A 17,161-nucleotide genomic window follows, 5' to 3' on the forward strand; every position below is an offset into this window, starting at 1 on the left:
GTCAGCGTGCCCTTCCCCGCCGGTCGACGCGCTCGTGCAGCCAGTCGCCGACGACGTTGAGCGCGGCCGCGGTGGCGATGATCGCCAGCCCGGGGGCGATGGCCGCCCACGGGTTGGCGAGGAGCTGGGAGCGGTTGTCGGCGAGGGTCCGGCCCCAGTCCGGCGAGCCGGCGGGCACCCCTAGCCCCAGGAACGACAGCGACGACAGCGACACCAGCGCGTAGGCGAAGTTGACGAAGGCGGCGGCGAGGGTGACCGGGGCCACGTTCGGCCAGATGTGCCTGGTCATGATCCGCCAGGAGGACAGGTTCTTGAGCAGCGCCGCCTCCACGTACGGCCGGTGCCGCTGCTCCAGCACCGCGCCGCGCACGGCCCGCGTGTCGGTGGGCGCGAACAGCACCACGAGCACCGCGACGGCGAGCCCGTACCCGCCGCCCAGCACCCCGGCGACGACGATGGCGACCAGCAGCGCGGGCAGCGAGAACATCAGGTCCGCCCACCGCATGGCGAGCGTGTCCACCCAGCCGCCGAAGTAGCCGGCGACGAGGCCGACGAGGTTGCCGATCAGCAGGGAGCCGGCGGCGACGGCGAGCGCGCCGGGCACGGCGGTGCGGGCGCCCGCGACGAGCAGCTTGAGCACGTCCCGGCCGAGGTCGTCGGTGCCGAGCGGGTGGCCGGGGGCGGGCCCGCCGATGCCGGTCATGAGGTCCTGCGCGGTGGCGTCGGGCACCAGCCAGGGCGCGAACGCGGCGGCGACGCCGACGGCGGCCAGCACGACCAGCGCCACGGCCACGAGCACCGGGACCCGGCGGCGGGCGGTGGGAGACCTGCGGCCGGCCGGGGGCGGGTTCACGCCAGGGTCCACGCCGGGGTTCACGCCGGGGTTCATGCCGGGGCTCCCGAGCCGAGCCGCACCCGCGGGTCCACGAGCGAGTAGCCGACGTCCACCAGCAGGTTGACGGCCGCGATGAGCAGGGTGAGCAGCAGCGCGAGCGCCTGCACGACCGGCACGTCCTTGAACGTCACCGAGTCCACCAGCAGCGACCCCAGCCCCGGCACCGCGAACGTGACCTCGACCAGCACCGTCCCGGCCAGCATGCCGGTGACGACGAGCCCGGCCGCGGTGAGGATCGGCACGAGCGCGTTGCGGAGGGCGTAGCGGAGCACGAGGAGGCCGGACAGGCCGCGGGCCCGCGCGAAGACGACGTAGTCCTGCTCCAGCTCGCGCACCAGCGCGGCCCTGCTGAAGCGGACCAGCAGGCCCACGGCGCCGACGGCGAGCGCGGCGGCGGGCAGCGTGAGGTGCCACACCTGGTCGGCGAGCCCTTCGCCGGTGCCGTAGACGGGGAACCAGCCGAGCCCCAGCGCGAACACGACGAGCAGCAGCAGCCCCACGGCGAACGGCGGCGCCGACAGCCCGGCCACCCCGGCGCTCACCACCAGCCGGTCGAGGGCGCGGCCGCGGCGCAGCGCCCCCAGCACGCCGAGCGGGATGCCGGCGAGGGCCGCGAGCGCGGTGCCGTAGCCGGTGAGGGCGAGCGTGAGCGGCAGCCGCTGCCCGAGCATGCCGGCGACGGGGACGCCGGTCCTGATCGAGGTGCCGAGGTCGCCGCCGAGCACGCCGCCGAGCCAGCGGAGGTACTGGACGGCGACGGGCTCGTTCAGGTGGTAGCGGGCCTGGATGGCGGCGATGGTGTCGGGGGTGGCCGGACGGGTGCCGAGGAGGGTCTGCTGGATCGAGCCGGGGGCCAGGTAGAGCAGCCCGAACACGCCGACGGACAGCAGGAGCACGACGGCGGCCGTGCCGGCGAGCCGCCGCAGCAGGAAGGCTCCCCAGGCGCCGGCGAGGGCCCTGCCCTTCACAACACCCCGCTCTCCGTCAGCCAGCCGATCACGCGCTCGGCCGCGTCCCTGCGGTGGGCGGGTTCGGCCAGCTCGTGGCCCTCCCGAGGGTAGACGACGAGCCGGGTGCGCACGCCCGCCGCCGTGTAGCAGCGGTAGAGCTGTTCTGCCTGGCCGAGGGGGGTGGTGCGGTCGCGTTCGCCGTGCAGGATGAGGGTCGGGGTGGTGCCGCCGGCCGCGTGGTAGACGGGCGAGCGGGCGGCCAGGCGCTCGCGTCCCTGCGGGGTGAACGGGGTGGCGGCGTCGTGGTAGAGCGGGTCGAAACCGGTGGCGAGGTTGCTGGACGTGGCGAAACTCACCCAGTCCGACACTCCGGACATGACGATCGCGGAGCGGAACCTCCGGGTGCGTACCGAGGCCCAGGCGGTGAGGTAGCCGCCGTAGCTGAGACCCATCATCGCCAGCCGGGTGGGGTCGGCGACGCCGGTCCCGATCAGGTGGTCCACGCCGGCGAGCAGGTCCGTCAGGTCCGCCTCGCCGACCTGGCCGATGACGGCGCGGGCGTAGTCCTGGCCGCGTCCGCTGCTGCCGCGCGGGTTGGGCAGCAGGACGGCGGCGCCGGCGTGCGCGAGCGGCACGGCGAGCTGGTTGGACTCGGCGGGCGCGAACGCGCTGGACCACAGCCAGGTCGGCCCGCCGTGCGCGATCACGACCAGCGGCCCGGCCTCCCCGGCAGAGCGCGGCGAGGCGCCCGGGTTCGGCGGGGCGCCTGGGTTCGGCGGGGCGCCCGGGTTCGCCGGGGCGCCCGGGTTCGGCGGGGTGAGGAGGAGGCCGGAGACCTGGAGGCCGTCCGGGGCCGTCCAGGTCAGCTCGCGCTGCGCGACCGCGAGCCGGGCGAGCCCGGCGTTGAGCGCGGTGACCGGCCGCCAGTCGCCCTCCCGCACGTCGGCGACGGCGACCTCGGGCGGCTGGCCGGGCGTCTCCCAGCAGGCGGCGGCCCGCGAGCCGGTCACCGACAACGACGGCTGGCCGTCGCGCCCGCCCAGCGTGCCCCGGGCGGTCCAGCGGGCGAGCACCCGCCCGTCGGCCGCGCCGAGCAGCCCGCCGTGCACGCCGGTGCCGGACCAGCCGGTGAACCAGAGCGTGTCGTCGTCGAGCCAGCCGAGGTCGGTGACGTCGTCCAGGTCGCCCAGCGGCTCGACCGCGCCGGTCGCCAGGTCGGCGCGCAGGACCCGGCCCGAGACGATGGACAGGCCCTCGACGGCGACCGCGTACCGGCCGCCGGGGGCCAGGCGCGGCCGGGCGAGCTGCCACCGGGTCCGGTACACCGTGCGCGGCCCGCTCTCGTCCACCAGGTCGAGGCGGGGGTGGTAGTACCCGGCGGGGGTCTCGTCGTCGGAGGTCACGGCCAGCACGCGCCCCGCGCGCCCGTCGGCGTCCCACACCGTGCGCCCGGGCAGCTCGACGGGGCGCGGCCCGCCGTCGCCGCCGACCGTGAGCCAGGCGAGCCGCCGCAGCCGCTCCCCCGGCCCGAGCACGAACGGGTCCGCCGGGTCCGGCACGCGCAGCCCCAGGTGGCTGCCGTCGCGCTCGCTGCCCGGGTCGGCGGTGCGGACCAGGACCAGGTCGTCGCCGGCGGGCACGAGGTCCTCGATCTCGCCGCGCACCCGGGCCTGCCAGGCGAGCCCGAGGTCGTCGTCCCTGACCTCGACCCGGTCGCCGCCCGCCGCCAGCAGCAGCCGCCCGCCGGGCAGCCACCGGGTCAGCGCGTGCGGGCCCGCGCCGGGCACCGGCCGCAGCGCGCCGTCCGCGTCGCGGACGTGCGCGACGCCGTCGAGGACGCAGGCGACGCGCCGCCCGTCCGGGTGCAGCGCCACCGACTCGGGGAAGCGCATCCCGGCCAGCAGCTCGTGCACCTCCAGCGGCCCGGCCGTGCCCTCCGGCAGCCCCGCCATCAGCGCGCCGTGACCTTGGTCGCCCACGGGCCGACGAAGAAGTACGGCCCGAAGCCCTCGGCGGTGACCCCGGGCCCGAACGCGGTGGCCGCCTCGCCCCACCACAGCGGCTGGTACGGCACGTCGGCGGCGGCCCTGACCAGCGCCTGCCCAAGCAGCTTGCCCCGGGCCGCGTCGTCGGTGCTCGCCTTGGCCTCGTCGAGCAGCCGGGTGACCTCGGGGTTGTCGTACTCGGCGATGTTCGTGCCGTTCTCGCCGGTGGCCGAGCCGTGCAGGAGCTGCTGGGTGTACTCGGCGGGGTCGCCGGTGGTGGCGAAGTACCAGCCGAGGTAGATGCCGGAGGCGTGCTTGCCGAGGTCGGCGATCCACTGCTCCAGCGGCACCTCCTTGACCTCCAGGGCGATGCCGATCTGCTTGAGGTTCTGGGCGAGGGTGAGCGCGGCCCGGCCGAGCTGGGGGCCGCTGCCGGGGTAGGTGAGGGTGTCGCTGAAGCCCTGCGGGGTGGCCGAGCGCGCCAGCTCGGCCTTGGCCTGGGCGAGGTCGAAGCCGACCTGGGGGATGCTCGCGTACAGGCTGCCGACGGCCGCCTGGTCGAGCACGCCGCCCCACTGCGCCGGGTCGGGGATGGTCGCGGCGACCGTGCCGTGGCCGCGCAGCACGCTGCGCACGATGCCCTCGCGGTCCACGGCGTGGGCGACGGCCCGGCGCACGTGCACGTCGTCCCAGGGCTTCTTCGCGGTGTTGAAGGCGAGCGTGACGAGGGAGCGGTCGGCGGCGGTCCTGAGCTGGACGCCGGTGACGGCCTTCCACTGGTCGAGCTGCTCGGCGGGGACGTTGAGCGCGACGTCGGCGGAGCCGCCGCGCATGGCGAGCAGCCGGGTGGACCCCTCGGGAACGAAGTCGATCCTGAGCTGCCGGTACGGGGCCTTGCCGCCCCACCAGCCGTCGTTGCGCTCCAGCGTGACGTGCGAGTCGGGGGCGAACTCGGCCACCTTGTACGGCCCCGTGCCGAGCAGCTTCCCCTCCGGCGTGCCGATCTTCTCGCCGGTCGCCTCGATGAACGCCCGGCTGGTCACCAGCAGGGTGCCGGGCGAGGGCGTCCAGGCGAAGGACGCGTCCGGGCTCTTCAGCCGGATCGTGACCTCGGCGGGGCCGGTGGCCTCGACCGCCCGCACGCCCGCGTAGGCGTAGGCGAAGGCCGTGGTGGAGCCCTTCCTGGCGTGCAGGTTCACGCTGGCGACGACGTCGGCGGCGGTGAGCGGGCTGCCGTCGGAGAAGGTGACGCCGGGGCGGAGCGTGTAGACGTAGGTGGTGGCGTCCTTCCTGGTCCAGGACTCGGCGAGCGACGGCTGGAGGCTGCCGTCCTGGCCGACGCCGACCAGCGCCTCCTGGACGAGCAGGGCCACCACGTAGTTCATGATCCCGGCCTCCTTGCTCGCGTCCAGCGAGGCGATGGAGGAGGGCAGCGCGACGCGCAGCACGTCGGGGGTCCTGGCCTGGCCGCCGCCGCTCTGCGGGGTCTGCCCGCAGGCGGCGAGCAGCCCGGGCAGCGCGGCGAGCCCGCCCGCGAGGACGGACGAGCGCAGGAGGGAACGCCGGGAAACAGGGAGATCGGCCACCCCTGGACCTACTTTCACGTGCACTGTCTACTAGTAGACTCCAATTGGCTCACGAGAGTATTCAATGAGGCCGCCACCCGTCAAACCCCTCAAACCAAAGGGGAAATACATGATCAAGGTCTACAGCGCGCCGGCATCGCGTACGCGGAGGTGGACGTGGACACCGCGCCCGGCGCCACCGACCTCATCGGCGAGCTGAACGGCGGCTCCTGGCTCATCCCCACCGTGGTCTTCCCCGACGGCTCGGCCCTGGTCAACCCGAGCCTGGAGGAGGTCCGCGCCCGCCTCTAGTGATAAAGCCGTCGGCGTGTTACATATCGGACATCAGGCACTCCTGATGGAGGAACACGCATGAAACTCCACATCCTTGACTGCGGAGCGATGAGCTGTGACCTGACCTGGCTGCTTCTCAAGCCGGGCCGCACCATCCGGCCCAGGGACGAGCGCGAGCGTCCCGTCGAGTGGTACCCCTGCACCACGCACGCCGTCCTCGTCGAGACCGCCGAGGGCACCCTGCTCTGGGACACGAGCTGCCCGCGCGACTGGGAGACCCGCTGGAAGCCCACCGGCCTCCAGGAGTTCTTCCCCTACGACCAGGTCACCGAGGAGCAGTACCTCGACGCCCAGCTCGGCCGCCTCGGCGTCGACCCGGCGAACCTCGACTACGTGGTCCTGTCCCACCTGCACTTCGACCACGCCGGCAACGTGCGCCTGTTCGAGGGCACCGGCGCCCGCCTGGTCTGCAACGACAAGGAGAAGGAGTTCGCGCTCGGCTACGCCGGCGCCTTCAACGGCGCGCACCTCAAGGCCGACTACGAGGGCCTCGACTTCGCGACGGTCTCCGGCGACACCGAGATCCTGCCCGGCGTGACGCTCATCGAGGCCCCCGGCCACACGGTGGGCACGATGGCGATGCGGGTGGACCTGCCCGAGACCGGCACCATGATCTTCACCTCCGACGCGGTCTACATGGGCGACTCCTACGGCCCGCCCGCCACCCCGGCCGCCATCGTCAGCGACCTCAGCGCCTGGTACGCCTCCGTCGAGAAGATCCGCACGCTCGCCGAGCGCACCCAGGCCCAGGTGGTCTTCGGCCACGACGCCGCCCAGCTCCGCTCCCTGCGCACCGCGCCCGACGGCTTCTACCGGTGAGGAGAGCCCGATGACCTTCGCCGTTCCCGCCGACCCCGAGTCGGTCTTCACCTACGGCGCCCCCGCGCTGAAGTTCGGCGCGGGCGCCGCCGCCGAGATCGGCTTCGACCTCGCCCAGTACGGCGCCCGCCGGGTCCTGGTCGTCACCGACGCCCGGGTCGCCGCCACCGGCGCGCCCGCCCGCGTCGCCGAGCAGCTCGCCGGCTACGGCATGGAGGCGCACGTCTACGACGGCGTGCACGTCGAGCCCACCGACGAGAGCCTGGAGGCGGCGGCCGCGCACGCCCGCGCGAGCGGCCCCTGGGACGCGTTCGTGGCCGTCGGCGGCGGCTCCAGCATCGACACCGCCAAGGCCGTCAACCTGCTCACCACCAACCCCGGCGCGCTCATCGACTACGTCAACGTGCCCGTCGGCGGCGGCCGGGCCCCGTCCCAGCCGCTCAAGCCGCTGGTGGCGGTGCCGACGACCACCGGCACCGGCTCGGAGTCCACCACGATCTGCGTGCTGGACGTGCTGGAGCTGAAGGTCAAGACCGGCATCAGCCACCCGCGGCTGCGCCCGGCGCTGGCCGTCGTGGACCCCGACCTGACCATGACCCAGCCGGCGGGCGTGACGGCCGCGGCCGGCATGGACATCCTCTGCCACGCCCTGGAGAGCTACACCGCCCGCCCCTACACCTCCTTCGAGCGCAAGCGGCCGGAGCAGCGGGTGCCCTACTGCGGGGCCAACCCCGTCTCCGACATGTGGTCGGAGCAGGCCCTGCGGCTGCTGGCCGGCTCGTTCCGGACTGCGGTGCGCGACGGCGACGACGCGGAGGCGCGGGCCGGGATGGCGATGGCGGCCACGTTCGCCGGGCTCGGCTTCGGCAACGCCGGCGTGCACATCCCGCACGCCAACGCCTACCCCATCGCCGGCCGGGTCAGGGACTTCCACCCCGACGGCTACCCGAAGGACGAGCCGCTGGTGCCGCACGGCATGGCGGTGGCGCTGACCGCGCCGGAGGCGTTCCGGTTCACCTTCGAGGCGTGCCCCGACCGCCATCTGCGGGCGGCCGGGCTCCTCGACCCGGCCGCCGGGGGCGACCCGGCCGGGCGGCTGCCCGCCGTGCTGACGGCGCTCATGCGCGACATCGGCCTGCCGAACGGCATCGGCGGCGTCGGCTACACGGAGGCGGACGTCCCGGACCTGGTGGAGGGGGCGGCGAAGCAGCAGCGGCTGCTGGCCACCGCCCCGCGCCCGGTCGGCGAGGACGACCTCGCCGCCATCCTGACCCGCTCCGTCGAGCTGTGGTGAGGGGACGGCGATGGCGATCTACGAGCTGCGCTGCCCGGACGGGCACCGCTTCGAGGTGATCCAGTCCTTCACCGCGCCGCTGCCGCCCTGCCGGGAGTGCGGCGGCGCGACCGCCAAGGTGCCCTCCCGCTTCGGGGTCCGCGGCCGGGCGGGCGCCCCGCCGCCGCCCGAGCTGATGCCGCAGACCTGGCGCGGCACCTACGACGGGAACCGCGAGTACGTCACCGAGCTGCGCCGCACCGCCGAGGCCCGCCGCGCGCTGGAGGAGCGCCATCCCGAGCTGGCCGGCGACCGGCGGCCCGTGCTGGCCCACGAGGGCCGCTACGAGTCCGCGCCGCTCCGCGCCGGCGACCCTCCCGTCCAGCCGTAGCCTCCTGGGCCGAAGTCCCCGCGGCCAGGGGGCCAAGGACCCTTACCTCCGTCCGGGACGCGTGCCGACGATGGGAGCACGCGCCCCGGCCAGAACGAGGTGAGCCGCATGACCACGACAGCCCGTCCCGGCGACCGGAGGCGCCCGCACGTCCCCCGCGACCCCGTCGAGGACCACACCCTGCGCATGGCCCAGGCCCGCCGCGAGGTGCTGGCCGAGCACACCGGGGTGGTGCCGCGGCACGTCACCGGGCACACGTTCGACCCGGCGGTGCTGAAGGGCAACATCGAGAACTTCATCGGCGTCGCCCAGGTGCCCATCGGCCTGGCCGGCCCGCTGCGGGTCAACGGCGAGCACGCCCGCGGCGACTTCCTGGTGCCGCTCGCGACCACCGAGGGCACGCTCGTGGCCAGCTACAACCGCGGCATGCGGCTGCTGACCGAGAGCGGCGGCGTCACCACGACCGTGGTCGAGGAGTCGATGCAGCGCGGCCCGGTGTTCTCCTTCGCCGACGCCAGGCAGGCGCGGGACTTCGGCGGCTGGGTCGAGGAGCACTTCGAGGACATCAGGCGCGCCGCCGAGGCCACGACCCGGCACGGCCGGCTGCTCGGCATCGGCCAGTACCAGGTGGGCCCGCTCCGCTACCTGCGCTTCAACTACGCCACCGGCGACGCGGCCGGCCAGAACCTGACCGGCCGGGCCACCAGGGCCGCCTGCGAGTGGATCAGGACGGCCTGCCCGGGCGGGCCGGCGTACCTGCTGTCGGGCAACGTCGACACCGACAAGAAGCACTCGCAGATCAACACGCTGCTCACCCGGGGCCGCCGGGTGGTCGCCGAGGCGGTGCTGGACCGGCACGCGCTGCGCGAGCTGATGGGGGTGGAGGCCGCCGAGCTGTACCGCTGGCGGCAGGTCACGATGACCGGCGCGGCGCTGGCCGGCGCGGCGGGCAACGGCGCGCACGCCGCCAACGGGCTGGCCGCGCTGTTCATCGCCACCGGTCAGGACGTCGCCGACGTGGCCGAGTCGCACGCCTCGTTCAGCTACACCCGGCTGCTCGACTCCGGCGACTACTACTGGTCGATCACGCTGCCCGCGCTGATCGTGGCCACCCGCGGCGGCGGCACCGGCCTGCCCACCCAGCGCGAGTGCCTGGAGCTGCTGGGCTGCCTCGGCGACGGCAAGGCGGGGCGGCTCGCGGAGATCTGCGCGGCGACCGTGCTGGCCGGGGAGGTGTCGCTGGCCGCCGCCGTGGTCGGCGACGACTGGGTGGACGCCCACGAACGCCTGGGCCGCAACCGCGCCTGACCCGGAACACGGCGAGGCCGCGCGTACGAGAGGCACGCGCGGCCGTCAGGAGCTACGGGACGTTACGAGATGAGCAGGTCGAAGCCACCGTCAGCGAGGTGGCCCGAGTGGGTGCTCGTGACGTTGACGGCGACCGTGTTGGTCTGGTTGCTGCACTGCGCCGACGGGAAGCGGTAGGCGATGTGCGGCAGCCGGCCCGCGTGGCGCGGCGTGATCTGGATCAGCGCCTCCATCGTGTCCACGTAGTGCGCGACCTGGACGCAGTACTGACCGGTGCCTGAGCGCCAGGACCGGTAGACGTTCTTGCCGTCGACCAGGGAGCCGTCCGGGTCCACGATCGCCGCGGCCCGGGCGAACGGCGCCCTGAGGTCGGCATGCGCGGCGGTGCCGGCGGCGGTGACGAGACCGGCGGCGGCCAGCGCGAGGCAGCCAGCCAGAGCACGACGAAGCATTCGGTTTCCCCCCTTGGGTAACACACGGATAGGAGCCATGACAGAAAGTAGGTTCACCGGGGTGTCCTGGGCGCGAGCCACCCCGCAGCGCAGCGCCAAGGTTTCTTGGCCGAGGCCACATGAACTCGTGGTGGGCTCCCGGCGTCCCCGCTCCCGGCGGATCGCCGTGGTCCGGGCACGCGCGACCGGGGAAATGAGGACGGCGGCCGGTCCTCGCGCGCGCCCTGCTCCCCCGCCGACCGCGCGGCACAGCAACGCGATGGTCAAAGCGGCCGGGCGAGGGGCCCTCAGGCGCCCGGCAGACCCACCCGGACGGGCGCGGCTCCGGCCAGCACCCCGAGCCACCAGTGCCGCCAGGTCTCCGTCAGGCCGTCGGGGGCGAGCACCAGGTAGTAGTCCGGGAGCACGAGCCGGTCCGCGCGCAGGTCGCCGAGCGCGGCCTCGATGGCCACCTCCAGGGCGCCGGTCACGCCCGTGCCGTCGAACCACGCCGTCCAGGCCGCCGCCACGCCGGCCAGGGGGTCGGCGTCGTGCACGACGTACGTGGCCGCGGACCGGGTCGCGATTGCGGCCACCTCGGCCGCCGAGCGCTCGCCGCGGGTGATCGCGCGCACGTTGTGCAGCCCGTCCAGGCCCGCGATCAGCTCGCCGGCCCCCTCGCCCGCCACCACGACCACCGTACTGGTCAATCGCCGCATATCGGGCAGTCTACGACCGGTGGCGGAGGCGGAATGCCCTGCCATGGCCATGTCATGACCAGTGGCTCGAAGGAGCAAGACCTCCCCCTGTAACCGGCCTGCTACGTTCTGCTACATACCGGTCACAGTATGCGCTATTGGGAGTTCCTGTGAAGGTCGCCTGCGTCGGCGGAGGCCCCGCCAGCCTGTACTTCTCGATCGTCATGAAGCGGATGAACCCGTCTCATGAGCTGACCGTGTACGAGCGCAACCCGGCCGGCTCGACCTACGGCTGGGGCGTGACGTACTGGATGCAGCTCCTGGAGAACCTGTACGCCATCGACCCCGACTCCGCCCAGGCCATCCAGGACGACTCCGTCCACTGGAACGACTGGGTGGTCCACATCCACGACCAGGCCACGCTCACCATGGAGCACGGCGACGACGGCTTCGGCATCGGCCGCCGCCGCCTGCTCGACATCCTCACCGAGCGGGCCCGCGACCTCGGCGTGCGCGTGGAGTTCGAGCACGACGTCCCCGGCGAGGACGCGCCCGAGCTGTCCGGGGCCGACCTCGTCGTCGCCGGCGACGGGATCAACAGCGCGCTGCGCGAGCGCCACGCCGGCCACTTCGGCTCGCAGGTCACGCTCGGCCGCAACGTCTACATGTGGCTCGGCACCACCAAGATCTTCGAGTCGTTCGTCTTCTCCTTCGTCGAGACCGCGCACGGCTGGATCTGGTGCTACGGCTACCCGTACGGCAACGAGCACAGCACCTGCGTGGTCGAGTGCGCGCCCGCCACCTGGAGCGGTCTCGGCCTCGACGCGACCGGCGAGGCCGACAGCCTGGCCGTGCTGGAGAAGCTGTTCGCCGACGTGCTCGACGGGCACGCGCTGATCGGCCGCGCGCAGCCCGACGGCAGCGCCCACTGGCTGAACTTCCGCACCCTCACCAACCGCACCTGGCACCGCGGCAACCTGGTCCTGCTCGGCGACGCCGCCCACACCACGCACTACTCCATCGGCGCCGGCACCGCGCTCGCGCTCGGCGACGCCGCCGTCCTCGCCGAGGCCCTGCACACCGAGGCCGACCTGGAGGCGGCGCTCACCCTGTACGAGCGCAGGCGCATCCAGGGCATCCGGCCCACGCAGCGCTCGGCGCGCAACAGCGCCCGCTGGTACGAGGACCTGCCCCGCTACCTGAGCCTGCCGCCCCGGCAGATGGTCGCGCTGCTCGGCCAGCGGCACTCCGGCGCGCTCCCGCACCTCCCGCCGAAGCTCTACTACCGCTACGGCCGGACCGTCGAGGCGCTGCAGGACGGCCTGCACTGGCTGGGCGGCAAGCTCGGCCGCACCCCGACGTGCGACTGCTGCCGCCCCGCGCCGGAGTGACCACGCCGGTCCGTGGGCAGGGGAGGGTGGACCGAGATCGAGAAGCACACCAGCACCCCTGGAGGACGGCCGATGATGTCGACACCTGGCCCGTTCCGTCCCGAAGACCGCAACCGGCCGCCCGTCGTCCCGCAGCGGACGGCCGCCGAACGCGAGATCGCCCGCGTCACCGAGCCGGCCCGGCTGCTGCGGATGAGCGACATGGTCCGCACGCTGCTGGACGAGGCTCAGGGCATGCCCCTGGACGCCGAGGCCCGCGGCCGGCTCAGGCACATCCACCTGCGGGCGGTCGAGGAGGTCGGCGAGTCCGTCGCGCCGGAGCTGCGCGAGGAGCTGGAACGGCTCATGCCCGAGCCGTCCGGCTCGCCCAGCGAGGCGGAGCTGCGCATCCTGCAGGGCCAGCTCGTCGGCTGGCTCGACGGCGTCTTCCAGGGCATCAAGGCGGGGCTGGCGCTCCAGCAGGCGTCCGGCGGGCTGCCCGGCCCGGCGGAGGCGCCCGGCCGCACCCTGCCGGAACGGCCGCCGGGGTCCGGCCCCTATCTGTGACGCGGTCGCGGGGTCAGCCGCGCTCGGCGGCGGGCCAGCCGTGCCCCCAGCCGCCCTGGATCATCGTCTGGAAGGCCCAGCCTGCCTCGGTGCGCACCAGCAGGTCGGCGTAGTGCATCTCCTGCTCCTGCCCCTCGACGGTCATGGTCGCCTCCGTCTCGACCACCACGAGGTTCGGGCTCAGGAAGTGCGGGGTCCTGCGCGAGCGGAGGTCCAGCCCGGCGGTGCCGCCGCCCATGGCCTCCCGCATCGCCTCCAGGTACTCCTCGCGGGTCCACTGGCGGACCGCCGCGTAGCCGCCGGGCACGTCGGTGGCCAGGTTCATCGGGAAGACGGCCAGGTCGGCGAGCCGGTCGAGCGCGCCCTGCTCGGCCAGCGCGTCGTACTCGGCGAACCACGCCTCGACGCTCTTCAGTTCCTCGTCGCTCGGCTGATACATGCGGCCTCCTCCGTCGTTGTCGTACGCCGTACCGTACAGCATACGGCGACGGTGGGCAAAACGAAGGGCGGCGCTCGGCCCTGGAGGATGGGCCGGAGCGCCGCCCGGTTCGGGGGCTTTCAGGTCAGACGTGCGCCTTGACGCGGAACTCGGTCGAGGTGCCGCAGGAGGGGCCGTTCGGGCCGCCGATGCGCACGCCGTTGAAGAAGTCGCGGTAGGCGCTGTAGAAGTTGCCCTTGCCGCGTGGCGCGGTCACCGCCGTGCAGCCGCCCCAGTCGGGCTCCGAGTAGAGGTGGACGTAGGAGTCGGTGCGGTTCCAGTCGGACTTGGCGCGGTCGGCCATGCCGTAGACCGCGAGGTCGGGGGTGTTGGCGTTGATCTCGACGATGTCGCCGGTGCCGTCGAGGCCCGAGAACAGGCAGTAGTAGCCCTCGTGGCAGCGGTCGTAGCCGTCGGCGGCGTGCGCCGGGACGGACAGGAGAGGCAGCGCGAGGGCCGCGATCGGCAGAGTCAGAAGCGGGTGTAACTTCTTGCCCATTTCACCTCATCGGATGAAAGTTTCTTTCGCCGGTGGGGCGAACATACCTGCGGATCTTGCCCGAGAAAAGTCTTGACCTCCGCCCGATTTCGTGCCGCCGCGCGCCCGGCAGGCGTCGCGGCGCCGGCCGGGGGCAGGATGGAGACATGGCGACGCAGAACGGTCCCCATGACGAATGGACCCGCGCGCGGCGAGCGGACGAGGCGCGGGCGCGGGCCCGGCTGGCGGCCGAACGGGCGAGATCCATCGGCGAGCGCATCGCGGAGCTGCGGGCCGCCGCGGTGGCCGGCTGGCTCCAGGGCTCCACCCCCGAGCAGGTGCAGAAGGCCGGTGAGCACGCCGACGAGGCGGCCCGGCACGCCGAGCGCGCCCGGCTGAGCGCCCTCGCCCAGCGCGCCCGCACCACCGCCCCCCACCGGCCCGAGGCCCATCGGCCCGACACCCACGGACCCGAAGGCCACCGGCCTGACGCTCACCGGCCTGACGCTCACCGGCCTGACGCTCACCGGCCTGACGCTCACCGGCCTGACGCTCACCGGCCTGACGCTCACTCGCCTGAGGCTCGTCGGGCGGGCGAGGCGCCCCAGCGGGCCGACGAGCCCCGTCAGGAGTGAGCGGCCGGTCAGCGGGGCGCCTGGGCGAGGCCCGCGCCCAGGTCCTCCTCGTCCGCGTTGTCGTCGAACACCTTGTCCGTCGCGTTCATCAGCAGCGCCCCCGTGACGGCCGCCGCCCTGGCCCCGCCGTCGGCGCGGGCCCGCAGCTCCTCCCACCACAGCGCCGTCACGCCCGCCACGTGCGGGGCCGCCATGCTGGTGCCGCTCTTGGAGGTCAGCCCGCCGCCCGCGCGCGCCGACACCACGTCCACGCCCGGCCCGCTGATCTGCGCGAACGTGTTGGAGAAGTCGGCGACCGCCAGCACCCCCGACTGCTTGCGCCGCACGGCGGCGACGCCGAGCACGCCCTCGGCCGCCGCGGGCAGCTCCGGGCCGACCTCGAAGTCGGGATCCAGCTCGCGATGGCTGGCGTTGCCGTTGGCGGCGAGGACGACCGTGCCCGGCCCGGTGGCCGCCTGGGAGGCCGCCATCCGCATGAGGGCGTCGTACATGCGCAGCGTCGCCCGGTACGCCTGCAGCGCCCGCGACATGGCCAGGAACTCCGGCAGGTCCTGTTCGTCCGCGAGCGTGCGCCAGTAGCGGAAGAAGTCGACGCCGATCGACATCGTGATGAGGTCCGCGCCGTGCTCCAGCGCCCACACCAGGCCCTGGACGATGCCGGTGGTCGAGCCCTTGCCGTCGTCGCCCAGCACCTTGCCGACCAGCGCCCGCTCCACGCCGGGCGCGACGCCGATGCGCATGCCCTCCGTCGTCCGGCCGAAGATCGTGCCCGCGCAGTGGGTGCCGTGGCCGTTCTTGTCGCCCGGGCCGTCACCGGTGAAATCCTGCTCGGTGAGCGTCATCCCGGTGAAGGCGGGATGGGTGGCGTCGATGCCGGTGTCGAGGACGGCGACCAGCGTGCCGGCCCCCGTACGCGAGGACTGCGGCGCGCCGACCGCCTTGACCCCCCAGGTGACCGGCGCGCCCGCCTCCGACTCCGGCAGCGGCGCGGCCGTGGCCTCGGGGCCCTCCGGCAGCACGGTCGGCATCGGCGGGGCCAGCGCGGCCACGGCCGGGTCGCGGCGGAGCCCGGCGAGGTCCTGCTTGGTCAGCTCGGCGACCTCGACGTGCGGCAGGCTCACCGGGCCGGGCTCGCCGAAGCCGGCGCGCTCCTCGAACGGCGCCGCGGTCCTGGTCCTGCCGAGGTCGCGCAGGACGATGAACGTCTCTCTCATGGCCTCCCCCTCTCGTCTTCCTCCGAGAGTGGGGCCGGGGGACGGGACGCGCCTGAGCATCCCCCTACTCAGGTGTCAGCGCCCGCGGGTCTCCGACATGCTGTTGGCGATCAGCTCGTGGTGGCGGACCACCTCGGCGATGATGAAGTTCAGGAACCGCTCGGCGAAGACCGGGTCGAGCCGCGACTCCTCAGCCAGGCTGCGCAGGCGGCGGATCTGCTGCGCCTCACGCTCGGGGTCCGCCGGCGGCAGCCGGTGCTCGGCCTTGAGCCGCCCGACCTCCTGCGTGCACTTGAACCGCTCCGCCAGCAGATGGACCAGGGCGGCGTCCAGGTTGTCGATGCTGGCACGGAGCCGCTGAAGCTCCTCGACGACGGACGCCTCCGGGCGGGGCTGGGAGTTTTCCATGCGCACAGCCTGCCATCACCCGGACGTGACGATCACACCAGGTTCGCGATCAGCCGAAGTCGGTGACGCCGCAGACCTCGCAGCGGTAGAGGGTGCCCCGATGGTCCTCGCCGAACTCGCTCCACCAGTGAGCGTTGCCGGCCAGGTTGGACGGGTCGCCGGAGCAGTACGTCCGGGACCCGATGGGATCGGCGGGGTGGTCGGCGGGAGCCGGGGCGGCAGCCGTGGGCATGGGCGTCTCCAAAGCGAGGGGGCGAAGCCGGGGGCGGCTTCTCAGGGCCGCGTTGACAGGCGTACTTCTGCCCTCAGGAAGACGTTCGAAACCTTTCGAAACATGAGGAGACGCAGGTCACGTTGGTGGCCGTGCGCCACGGACGAGCGCGCCGCCCGGCCTGCCCGCGAGCAGGGCGGCGGGCTCACTCGCCGGGCGGGAAGTCGGCCGAGCGGCTGACCTCGGCCCACTGCTCGGCCTCGGCGGCGCGCCTGTCGGACGAGGCCCGCGCCATCTCGACCGCCTGGACGCCCAGCAGCAGGCGCAGCGGCGGCTCGTCCTCGTCGGCGACGCGGGTGATGATCCGCGCCGCGCGGACCGGGTCGCCGCGCCAGGTGGCGACGGTGCTCTCGCGGTAGCGGTTCATCTCGCCGACCGTCGCCTCGTAGTCCTCGCCCACGGGCAGTGCGGTCATGGACGAGCCGCCCCAGTCGGTGCGGAACCCGCCGGGCTCGATGATGGTGACCTTGACGCCGAGCGGCTTGACCTCGGCGTTCAGCACCTCGGAGAAGCCCTCGACGGCGAACTTGGCGCTCTGGTAGGCGCTCATGCCCGGCGAGCCGCCGACGCGCCCGCCGATGGAGGAGAACTGGATGAAGTGGCCGGAGCGCTGGCGGCGCAGGACCGGCAGGGCCGCCTTGGTGACGTTGACGACGCCGAAGAAGTTCGTCTCGAACTGGGCGCGGAACTCCTCCTCCGGCATCTCCTCGATGCTGGCGCTGGTGGCGTAGCCGGCGTTGTTGACGACGACGTCGAGGCGGCCGAACGCGTCGAGCGCCTGCCGGACGGCGTCCTCGGCGGCCTTGACGTCGGTGACGTCGAGCGCGGCCACGCGGACGCGGTCGCCGTAGCGGCTGACGAGGCCGGCGAGCTGCTCGGGGCGGCGCGCGGTGACGACGGCCCGCCCGCCGCCGTCGAGCACGGCGTGGGCGAGGGCGAGGCCGAAGCCGCGCGAGCTGCCGGTGATGAGCCAGACCTTGGACATGGGACGTCCCCGCTTCCGTGAGCTAACTAAACAGTCATTTAGATGCTGCACCCAGCAGTCGCGGTTGTCAAATAAACGGTTAGTTG

At 73.8% G+C, this 17,161-nt stretch carries 20 protein-coding genes; 8 read left to right on the forward strand and 12 right to left on the reverse strand.

All coding sequences use genetic code 11. The features are described from left to right. Position 1: 1 nt before the first annotated feature. The 4 genes from MF672_RS00410 to MF672_RS00425 are packed head-to-tail and all read right to left on the reverse strand — an operon-like array spanning position 2 to position 5,416. Entirely contained in the window at positions 2-889 is an 888-nt protein-coding gene (locus tag MF672_RS00410) for an ABC transporter permease (RefSeq protein WP_242371689.1), read from the reverse strand. Further along, the gene (locus MF672_RS00415) at positions 886-1,863 is read right to left on the reverse strand and encodes an ABC transporter permease (protein ID WP_242371688.1); all 978 of its coding nucleotides are present in this window, start codon (positions 1,861-1,863) and stop codon (positions 886-888) included. Before MF672_RS00415 ends, MF672_RS00410 begins: the two co-directional genes overlap by 4 nt. Continuing rightward, positions 1,860-3,824: an alpha/beta hydrolase family protein gene (locus tag MF672_RS00420; RefSeq protein ID WP_242371686.1), complete on the reverse strand. Its 1,965-nt coding sequence runs from the start codon at positions 3,822-3,824 to the stop codon at positions 1,860-1,862. Before MF672_RS00420 ends, MF672_RS00415 begins: the two co-directional genes overlap by 4 nt. Continuing rightward, a complete protein-coding gene (locus MF672_RS00425; RefSeq protein ID WP_242371684.1) occupies positions 3,797-5,416 on the reverse strand; it encodes an ABC transporter substrate-binding protein in 1,620 nt (539 codons plus the stop codon). Before MF672_RS00425 ends, MF672_RS00420 begins: the two co-directional genes overlap by 28 nt. Before the next feature lie 156 nt (positions 5,417-5,572). Between MF672_RS00425 and MF672_RS51185 the strand changes: the two genes are divergently transcribed. The 5 genes from MF672_RS51185 (at position 5,573) to MF672_RS00445 (ending at position 9,540) form a co-directional block, all read left to right on the forward strand. Beyond that, positions 5,573-5,707 carry a thioredoxin domain-containing protein gene (locus MF672_RS51185; RefSeq protein ID WP_302893137.1) on the forward strand — a complete coding sequence of 45 codons (135 nt, stop codon included), beginning with the start codon at positions 5,573-5,575 and terminating at the stop codon, positions 5,705-5,707. A 60-nt stretch (positions 5,708-5,767) separates the two neighbouring features. Continuing rightward, positions 5,768-6,568 (forward strand): N-acyl homoserine lactonase family protein, encoded by an 801-nt coding sequence (locus tag MF672_RS00430; protein WP_242371682.1) that lies wholly within the window; start codon positions 5,768-5,770, stop codon positions 6,566-6,568. A gap of 10 nt (positions 6,569-6,578) precedes the next feature. After that, positions 6,579-7,862, forward strand: a complete 1,284-nt coding sequence (locus tag MF672_RS00435) for a hydroxyacid-oxoacid transhydrogenase (protein ID WP_242371680.1) — start codon at positions 6,579-6,581, stop codon at positions 7,860-7,862. A gap of 10 nt (positions 7,863-7,872) precedes the next feature. Beyond that, positions 7,873-8,232: an FmdB family zinc ribbon protein gene (locus MF672_RS00440; protein WP_242371678.1), complete on the forward strand. Its 360-nt coding sequence runs from the start codon at positions 7,873-7,875 to the stop codon at positions 8,230-8,232. Between the two features lie 108 nt (positions 8,233-8,340). After that, positions 8,341-9,540 carry a hydroxymethylglutaryl-CoA reductase gene (locus tag MF672_RS00445; protein ID WP_242371676.1) on the forward strand — a complete coding sequence of 400 codons (1,200 nt, stop codon included), beginning with the start codon at positions 8,341-8,343 and terminating at the stop codon, positions 9,538-9,540. 62 nt (positions 9,541-9,602) lie between these two features. On the opposite strand, the gene MF672_RS00450 is transcribed toward MF672_RS00445, so the two are convergent. Continuing rightward, complete coding sequence (locus MF672_RS00450; RefSeq protein ID WP_242371675.1) at positions 9,603-9,992, reverse strand: hypothetical protein; 390 nt, start codon at positions 9,990-9,992, stop codon at positions 9,603-9,605. A 287-nt stretch (positions 9,993-10,279) separates the two neighbouring features. After that, positions 10,280-10,690, reverse strand: coding sequence for a hypothetical protein (locus MF672_RS00455; protein WP_242371672.1), 411 nt, complete (start codon positions 10,688-10,690; stop codon positions 10,280-10,282). 149 nt (positions 10,691-10,839) lie between these two features. On the opposite strand from MF672_RS00455, the gene MF672_RS00460 reads away from it, so the two are divergent. Together MF672_RS00460 and MF672_RS00465 are read left to right on the forward strand one after the other, a co-directional pair. Beyond that, entirely contained in the window at positions 10,840-12,060 is a 1,221-nt protein-coding gene (locus tag MF672_RS00460) for an FAD-dependent monooxygenase (protein WP_242371670.1), read from the forward strand. 72 nt (positions 12,061-12,132) lie between these two features. Next, positions 12,133-12,606: a proteasome activator gene (locus MF672_RS00465; RefSeq protein WP_242371668.1), complete on the forward strand. Its 474-nt coding sequence runs from the start codon at positions 12,133-12,135 to the stop codon at positions 12,604-12,606. Between the two features lie 13 nt (positions 12,607-12,619). On the opposite strand, the gene MF672_RS00470 is transcribed toward MF672_RS00465, so the two are convergent. Both MF672_RS00470 and MF672_RS00475 read right to left on the reverse strand, forming a co-directional pair. After that, entirely contained in the window at positions 12,620-13,045 is a 426-nt protein-coding gene (locus tag MF672_RS00470) for a nuclear transport factor 2 family protein (protein WP_242371666.1), read from the reverse strand. A 124-nt stretch (positions 13,046-13,169) separates the two neighbouring features. Beyond that, complete coding sequence (locus MF672_RS00475; protein ID WP_242371664.1) at positions 13,170-13,583, reverse strand: peptidase inhibitor family I36 protein; 414 nt, start codon at positions 13,581-13,583, stop codon at positions 13,170-13,172. A 146-nt stretch (positions 13,584-13,729) separates the two neighbouring features. On the opposite strand from MF672_RS00475, the gene MF672_RS00480 reads away from it, so the two are divergent. Continuing rightward, the gene (locus MF672_RS00480) at positions 13,730-14,197 is read left to right on the forward strand and encodes a hypothetical protein (RefSeq protein ID WP_242371662.1); all 468 of its coding nucleotides are present in this window, start codon (positions 13,730-13,732) and stop codon (positions 14,195-14,197) included. Between the two features lie 8 nt (positions 14,198-14,205). Here MF672_RS00480 and MF672_RS00485 read toward each other — a convergent pair whose 3' ends face one another. The 4 genes from MF672_RS00485 to MF672_RS00500 form a co-directional block, all read right to left on the reverse strand. After that, a complete protein-coding gene (locus MF672_RS00485; protein ID WP_242371660.1) occupies positions 14,206-15,411 on the reverse strand; it encodes a S8 family peptidase in 1,206 nt (401 codons plus the stop codon). A 75-nt stretch (positions 15,412-15,486) separates the two neighbouring features. After that, a complete protein-coding gene (locus tag MF672_RS00490) occupies positions 15,487-15,819 on the reverse strand; it encodes a chorismate mutase (protein ID WP_242371658.1) in 333 nt (110 codons plus the stop codon). 49 nt (positions 15,820-15,868) lie between these two features. Next, positions 15,869-16,051: a hypothetical protein gene (locus MF672_RS00495; RefSeq protein ID WP_242371656.1), complete on the reverse strand. Its 183-nt coding sequence runs from the start codon at positions 16,049-16,051 to the stop codon at positions 15,869-15,871. Between the two features lie 184 nt (positions 16,052-16,235). Continuing rightward, complete coding sequence (locus tag MF672_RS00500; RefSeq protein WP_242371654.1) at positions 16,236-17,075, reverse strand: oxidoreductase; 840 nt, start codon at positions 17,073-17,075, stop codon at positions 16,236-16,238. Between the last annotated feature and the right edge of the window lie 86 nt (positions 17,076-17,161).

Origin of the sequence: Actinomadura luzonensis, from assembly GCF_022664455.2 — a bacterium.
GTDB classification, from domain to species: Bacteria; Actinomycetota; Actinomycetes; order Streptosporangiales; family Streptosporangiaceae; genus Nonomuraea; species Nonomuraea luzonensis.